This is a genomic window from Streptomyces beihaiensis (assembly GCF_026274175.1).
In the GTDB taxonomy this organism is placed as follows: domain Bacteria; phylum Actinomycetota; class Actinomycetes; order Streptomycetales; family Streptomycetaceae; genus Streptomyces; species Streptomyces beihaiensis.
Genome location: NZ_JAPHNL010000134.1, coordinates 1 through 6,143 on the forward strand (window position 1 = coordinate 1; position 6,143 = coordinate 6,143).

Below are 6,143 nucleotides of genomic sequence, written 5' to 3' on the forward strand. Positions count from 1 at the left end.
GGGATCCCGCAACTGGGCGGGATCCCGCTGCCGCACGACATGGGGGAGGCCGCCCGTACGTGGGCCAGGACCATGCTGACCGAGGCGGCGGGGGAGGCGGGGCGCCGCCACCCAGGACTGACCGTCGAGACGGACGACCTGCCCGGCGAACCCGTGCAGGCCCTGCTCGACGAGGCGGGGCAAGCCGGTCTTCTGGTGCTCGGCTCCCGCGGGCTCGGCCCGCTGACCGGCTCTGTCGTCGGCTCCGTCGCCCACGCCGTGGTGGCGCGCAGCACCGCTCCCGTCGTTCTCGTACCGGCGGGCGAGCGCGGCGCGTCCGAGCACGTCCCGGACGCCGTCGGCCGGGAGTCCGAGTCCGCCGCCTACCGGGACGTCGTCCTCGGCCTCGACCCGGCGCACGCCGACGCGGCCGTGCTCGACTTCGCCTTCGACGAGGCGGCCCGGCGCCGCAGCGGGCTGCACGTCGTCCACGGCTGGAGCCTGCCGCCGTACTACGCCCGGTTCAGCGGGGCTCTCGACCCCGAACTGGACGCCCAGCTGGCCGCCCGCGCCCGCGCGCGGCTCAACGACGTGCTGGAGTCCTGGCGCGACCGGTACCCCGGTGTCACCGTGCGTGAACACGCCGTCATCGGCAGCGCGGGCCCGCTGCTCGTCGAGGCGTCCCACGACGCCTCACTGATCGTCGTGGGCCGCGGCGGAGGGCATCCGGGTCAGGTCGGCCCGGTGGTGCAGGCGGTGCTGCACCACGCCGTCGCGCCGGTCGCCGTGGTCCCGCACGGGTGACCACGGCGGACGGAGAGGCTCCTTGAGACCCTTTCGACGAGGCGCTACGCGTACGGCACGACGACGACCGGCGCCGACGCGTGGTGCAGCACCGCGTGGGCCACGGCGCCCGGAGACGGGGCGAGCGGATGGCGGTGCAGCCTGCGGCCCACCACGACGAGCCCGGCGGGCTCGGCCGCCCGCAGCAGCACACCGGTCGCGTGGGCCAGTTCCACGGTCGCGGTGACGGGCACGTCGGGGTGGGCCTCGCGCCAGGGCACCAGGAGTTCCAACAGCTCCTTGCGGGTCCGCGCGGTGACCGTGTCTTCCGGCCCTTCGGGCAGGTCGTAGCGGTCGCGCGGCGGCAGCGACGGCGCGTGCACGGCCCGCAGCGAGGAGTGCCGGGCCGCCGCCTGAGCGAACGCCAGATCGAGCAGCGCGGCGACCGAGGTGTCCAGGCGGGAAAGCCCCACCACGACCCCGTCACCGTCGTGCTCGGCCGCCGAACGCTCGGTGGCCCGCACCATGGCCACGGGGCCGTGCGCGTGAGCGAGCACCTGGTGGCTGACCGAACCGAGAAGAAACCCGGCCAGCGGCCCCTGCCCCCGCGACCCGAGGACGAGCAGCGCGGCCCGCGCCGACTCGCTCAGCAGCATCTCGGCGGCCGGGGCGTGCAACTGTGCGGTGTCGATCGGAAGCGCGGGGTGGCGGGCCTGGAGCGTCTCCCGCGCCTCACGCAGGATCCGCAGCTCGAAGTGGCGAAGCCGTGCCGGGTCCTTGAGGGAGGGCGCGTCGTGGTGGTACGCGGGCCAGGACTGCACGAGCCGAAGCGGCAGATCGCGCCGCCCGGCCTCCCGGGCGGCCCAGTCGGCCGCGGCCAGACTCTCGGGCGAACCGTCCATGCCGACGGTGATCGGGCGGATCATGGAGACCTCCGGTACGACGCGGGCCCGGCCGGGTGCCGAGGCCCGGGATGTCCTCACCACGAGCGTGCCGACCCGCCACGCGCGCGTACCAGGGGCCGAACGGGCAGCACACGGGTGCCGGGCGGCCGCGCCGTCTCGCCGCGATCCGGCGCACTATGGGGAGAGGGCCGAACGGCCCTGGCCCCTCGGGTCCAAAGGGTGAAGGATCGGCCCCGGGAAGCAGGCGGCACGGTACGCGCGCGTGGGCGCCGCGACCGGGCCATGAGGCAGCGATGGAGCCGGCGATGACGCAGTACGAGCAGTCAGGGCCCACGGGCCCGATCCGGGTCTTCCTCCTGGACGATCACGAGGTCGTACGCCGAGGTGTGCACGACCTCCTGGAGGACGAGCAGGACATCACGGTCGTCGGCGAGGGCGCCACCGCCGAGCAGGCCCTGGTGCGGGTGCCCGCGCTCCGCCCCGACGTGGCGGTGCTCGACGTGCGGCTGCCCGACGGCGACGGCGTGAGCGTCTGCAGGGAGCTCAGGTCGGCCATGCCGGGCCTGGCCTGTCTGATGCTCACCTCGTTCGACGACGAGGAGGCACTGCTCGACTCGATCATGGCGGGTGCCTCCGGATACGTACTGAAACAGATCCACGGCTCCGACCTGGTCAGCGCGGTGCGCACGGTCGCGGCGGGCGAGTCGCTGCTCGACCCGGCGGCCACCACCCAACTCCTGGCCCGGCTGCGCGGCGAGCACGACCGGCCGCCGGAGCCCGACGCCCTGGAGGGGCTGACCGCGCGTGAACGGGAGATCCTCGCGCTCATCGGAGAGGGCCTGACCAACCGGCAGATCGGCCGCCGTCTCTACCTGGCCGAGAAGACCGTCAAGAACCACATCTCCCGCCTGCTGGCCAAGCTCGGTGTCGAGCGCCGCATCCAGGCCGCGGTCATCGCCACGCAGACCGAGGAGCGCCACCGCCAGAGCGTCTGAGACCGCCGAAGACTCACCGCGGCAGGCGGTGAGTCTTCGTCCGTCGTCCGGTCAGTCGTGCGCGACCACCGCCACCGGACACGCGGCATGCCGGATCGCGGCGTGCGCCACGTGGCCCAGGCGCTCCCCGGCCGAGCCGTGACGGCCCACCAGCAACAGCGCGGCGCCGTCCGACGCCTTGACCAGCTGATGCGCCGGATGCCCGGACACCAGCCGCTCCACCGTCTCCACCCGCGGACACGTCGACCGCCACAGCCGCACCGCGTCCCGCAGCGCCGTGTCCGGCTCGCTCTCACGCGCCGTGCGGGCGTGCAGCACGTGCAGCGGCACACCGCGCGCCGCGGCCGCCGCACAGCCCTGCGCGAACAGCGCGTCGGCCGGGCGGTCCAGGTCCACCGCGACGACCACCGGCCGCTCCTTGCCGTCGCGCGCCTGCTCGGTCTCCTGCCCGGCCCGCACGAGCACCACGGGCCCCGCGGCCCGCGCGCACACGGCCCCGGCGACCGAACCGACCAGCACGCCCGGCAGCCCGGTCAGCCCGTACGAGCCGAGTACGAGGAGCTCGGCGCGGGCCGCCGCGTCGAGCAGCGCGCGCACCGGGGGCCCAGCGGTGCGGTGCGCCCGCACGGTGAGCGTCGGATGCTCCCGCAGCAGCCCTACGGGCAGCTCGCGCAGAGCGGCGTCGGCCAGCGAGGCGGGCGCGTCGATCTCGGGCAGCCCCGACCCGGCGTCCTCGACCCCGGCGTGCAGCACGTGCAGTGGCAGCCCGCGGCGCCACGCCTCGTCGGCCGCCCACCGGGCGGCGGCCACGCTCGCGGGGGAGCCGTCGACACCGACGACCACCGAACCCGACACGACGCAGACGGACGGCTCGGACACGAACGGTTCCTTCCCGGTCATTGCGACCACGACCAGTGGGCGACCTCCGGCAGGTCGACACCGTGCTCACGGATCCAGGAGTGGTGCCGGGTCCGCGCGTCGGCCATGGTCTGGCGCACGGCCGCGGCCCGCACCGAGAGGCCCGGCACCCGGTCGACGACGTCCATGACGAGCCGGTACCGGTCGAGGTCGTTGCGCACCACCATGTCGAACGGGGTCGTCGTGGTGCCCGACTCCTTGTAGCCGCGCACGTGCAGGTGCGCGTGACCGGCCCGGCGGTAGGCGAGACGGTGCACCAGCCACGGGTAGCCGTGATACGCGAAGACCACCGGCCGGTCCCGCGTGAACAAGGCGTCGTACTCGGAGTCCCGCATGCCGTGCGGATGCTCCTCGGCGGGCAGCAGCCTGGTCATGTCGACGACGTTGACCACCCGCACCGCCAGCTCGGGCAGATGGCGGCGCAGCAGCGCCGCGGCGGCGAGCGCCTCCTGCGTCGGCACATCGCCCGCGCAGGCCAGGACCACGTCCGGCTCCCGGGTGCCGTCCTCGGTGCCCGCCCACGCCCACACCCCGACGCCGCGCGCGCAGTGCGCGCGGGCCTCGTCCAGGCTCAGCCAGTCGAAGCACGGCTGCTTCCCGGCGACGACGACATTGACGTGGTCCCGGCTGTCCAGGACGTGCTCGGCCACGCACAGCAGTGTGTTGGCGTCCGGCGGCAGATACACCCGTACGACATCCGGGCTCTTGTTGAGGACGTGGTCGACGAAACCGGGGTCCTGGTGGGAGAAGCCGTTGTGGTCCTGGCGCCACACGTGTGAGGTGAGCAGGTAGTTGAGCGACGGCACCGGCGCCCGCCACGGCAGCCCGCGCGCCGTGCCGAGCCACTTGATGTGCTGGTTGACCATCGAGTCGACGATGTGCACGAACGCCTCGTAACACGAGAACAGGCCGTGCCGGCCGGTGAGTGTGTACCCCTCCAGCCAGCCCTGGCACAGGTGCTCGCAGAGCACCTCCATGACGCGACCGTCGCGTGCCAGATGCTCGTCGGTGGGCAGTGTGTCCGCCTGCCACGCCTTGCCGGTGGCCTCGTAGACGGCCTGGAGCCGGTTGGAGGCGGTCTCGTCGGGGCCGACGAGCCGGAAGTCCCGCCGCTGCTCCGTGTCCCGCATGAGCTGGGCCAGCAGCCCGCCCAGGACCCGCGTCGGCTCGTGCAGCGTGCTGCCCGGCTTGTCGACGGGGACCGCGAAGTCCTCCAGCGCGGGGACCGGCAGCGCACGGGTGAGCAGACCGCCGTTGGCGTGGACGGATGCGCCCAGGCGGCGCGGGCCGGCCGGCACGCACGACAGGACGAGGTCGCTCGGGCGTCCTGCGGCGTCGAAGAGCTCGTCGGGACGGTAGGAGCGCAGCCACGCCTCCAGCTGCCGCAGATGCTCGGGGTCCTCACGCACCCGTGCCAGCGGCACCTGATGCGCCCGCCAGGTCCCCTCGACCGGCTCCCCGTCGACGACGTCGGGGCCCGTCCACCCCTTGGGCGTGCGCAGCACGATCACCGGCCAGCGCGGACGCTCCCGCGCCTTGCCCGTCCGGCCCGCACGGGCCTCCCGCTGGATGGCGGCGATCCGGTCGAGCGCCGTGTCGAGGGCGCGCGCCAGGTCGTGGTGGACACGCAACGGATCGGCGCCGCCGACGTGCAGCGGCTCGTGGCCGTAGCCGCGCAGCAGCTCGTCGAGCTCGGATCGCGGGACACGGGCGAGCAGCGTCGGGTTGGCGATCTTGTAGCCGTTGAGGTGGAGGATCGGCAGGACCGCCCCGTCGTGCACCGGGTCGAGGAACTTGTCGGCGTGCCACGACGCGGCCAGCGGGCCGGTCTCCGCCTCCCCGTCGCCGATCACACACGCCACCAGGAGATCAGGGTTGTCCAGGGCCGCCCCGTACGCGTGCGCGAGCGCGTAGCCGAGCTCGCCGCCCTCATGGATCGAACCGGGCGTCTGGGGCGCCACATGGCTGGGCACGCCGCCCGGGAACGAGAACTGCCGCATCAGCCGTCGCATCCCGGCCGCGTCCCGCGTGACGTCCGGATACGTACGCGTGTAACTGCCGTCCAGCCACGCGTTGGCCAGTACGGCCGGGCCGCCGTGCCCCGGACCCCACACGCACAGCACATCCAGATCCCGGTCCTGGATCACCCGGTCGAGGTGCGTGTGCACGAGGTTGAGACCCGGCGACGTACCCCAGTGGCCGAGCAGCCGCGGCTTGATGTCCTCCGGAGTCAGCGGACGGGTCAGCAGCGGATTGTCGAGCAGATAGATCTGGCCCGCCGACAGATAGTTCGCGGCGCGCCAGTACGCGTCGAGCGCGGCCAGCCGGTGCTTCGGCAGATCCTTCGCCATCACGACTCCTCAGCATGGACGGCAGTGGCGGGGGCAGCCGTCGGCCCCCTCGCCCGGCACGCTCCCACGCCCCCCGCCGCACCGGTAAGGGGCGGACCGGCCCACCGCGCGCACCCCTTCGACCCTGCCACGGCCCGGCGCCCCTCGCCGTGCACGAACCGCTCGAAGACGGTCTTGCGCAGCTCTTCGGGGATACCGGGACCGTTGTCGGA

At 74.0% G+C, this 6,143-nt stretch carries 5 protein-coding genes; 2 read left to right on the top strand and 3 right to left on the bottom strand.

Translation table 11 applies throughout. From position 1 onward, the window contains the following. Positions 1 to 783 (top strand): universal stress protein (locus OFY01_RS14085; RefSeq protein ID WP_266599796.1); only part of this gene is annotated, 783 nt, incomplete at its 5' end. A gap of 44 nt (positions 784 to 827) precedes the next feature. On the opposite strand, the gene OFY01_RS14090 is transcribed toward OFY01_RS14085, so the two are convergent. Continuing rightward, the gene (locus tag OFY01_RS14090) at positions 828 to 1,688 is read right to left on the bottom strand and encodes a universal stress protein (RefSeq protein ID WP_266599798.1); all 861 of its coding nucleotides are present in this window, start codon (positions 1,686 to 1,688) and stop codon (positions 828 to 830) included. A 284-nt stretch (positions 1,689 to 1,972) separates the two neighbouring features. Here OFY01_RS14090 and OFY01_RS14095 point away from each other — a divergent pair, with 284 nt between their 5' ends. Beyond that, a complete protein-coding gene (locus OFY01_RS14095) occupies positions 1,973 to 2,662 on the top strand; it encodes a response regulator (RefSeq protein WP_266599800.1) in 690 nt (229 codons plus the stop codon). A gap of 51 nt (positions 2,663 to 2,713) precedes the next feature. Here the strand turns inward: OFY01_RS14095 and OFY01_RS14100 are convergent, their stop codons facing one another. Together OFY01_RS14100 and OFY01_RS14105 are read right to left on the bottom strand one after the other, a co-directional pair. After that, entirely contained in the window at positions 2,714 to 3,541 is an 828-nt protein-coding gene (locus OFY01_RS14100; protein WP_266599802.1) for a universal stress protein, read from the bottom strand. Positions 3,542 to 3,558: 17 nt separating this feature from the next. Then, a complete protein-coding gene (locus OFY01_RS14105) occupies positions 3,559 to 5,931 on the bottom strand; it encodes a phosphoketolase family protein (protein ID WP_266599804.1) in 2,373 nt (790 codons plus the stop codon). Positions 5,932 to 6,143: the final 212 nt, after the last annotated feature.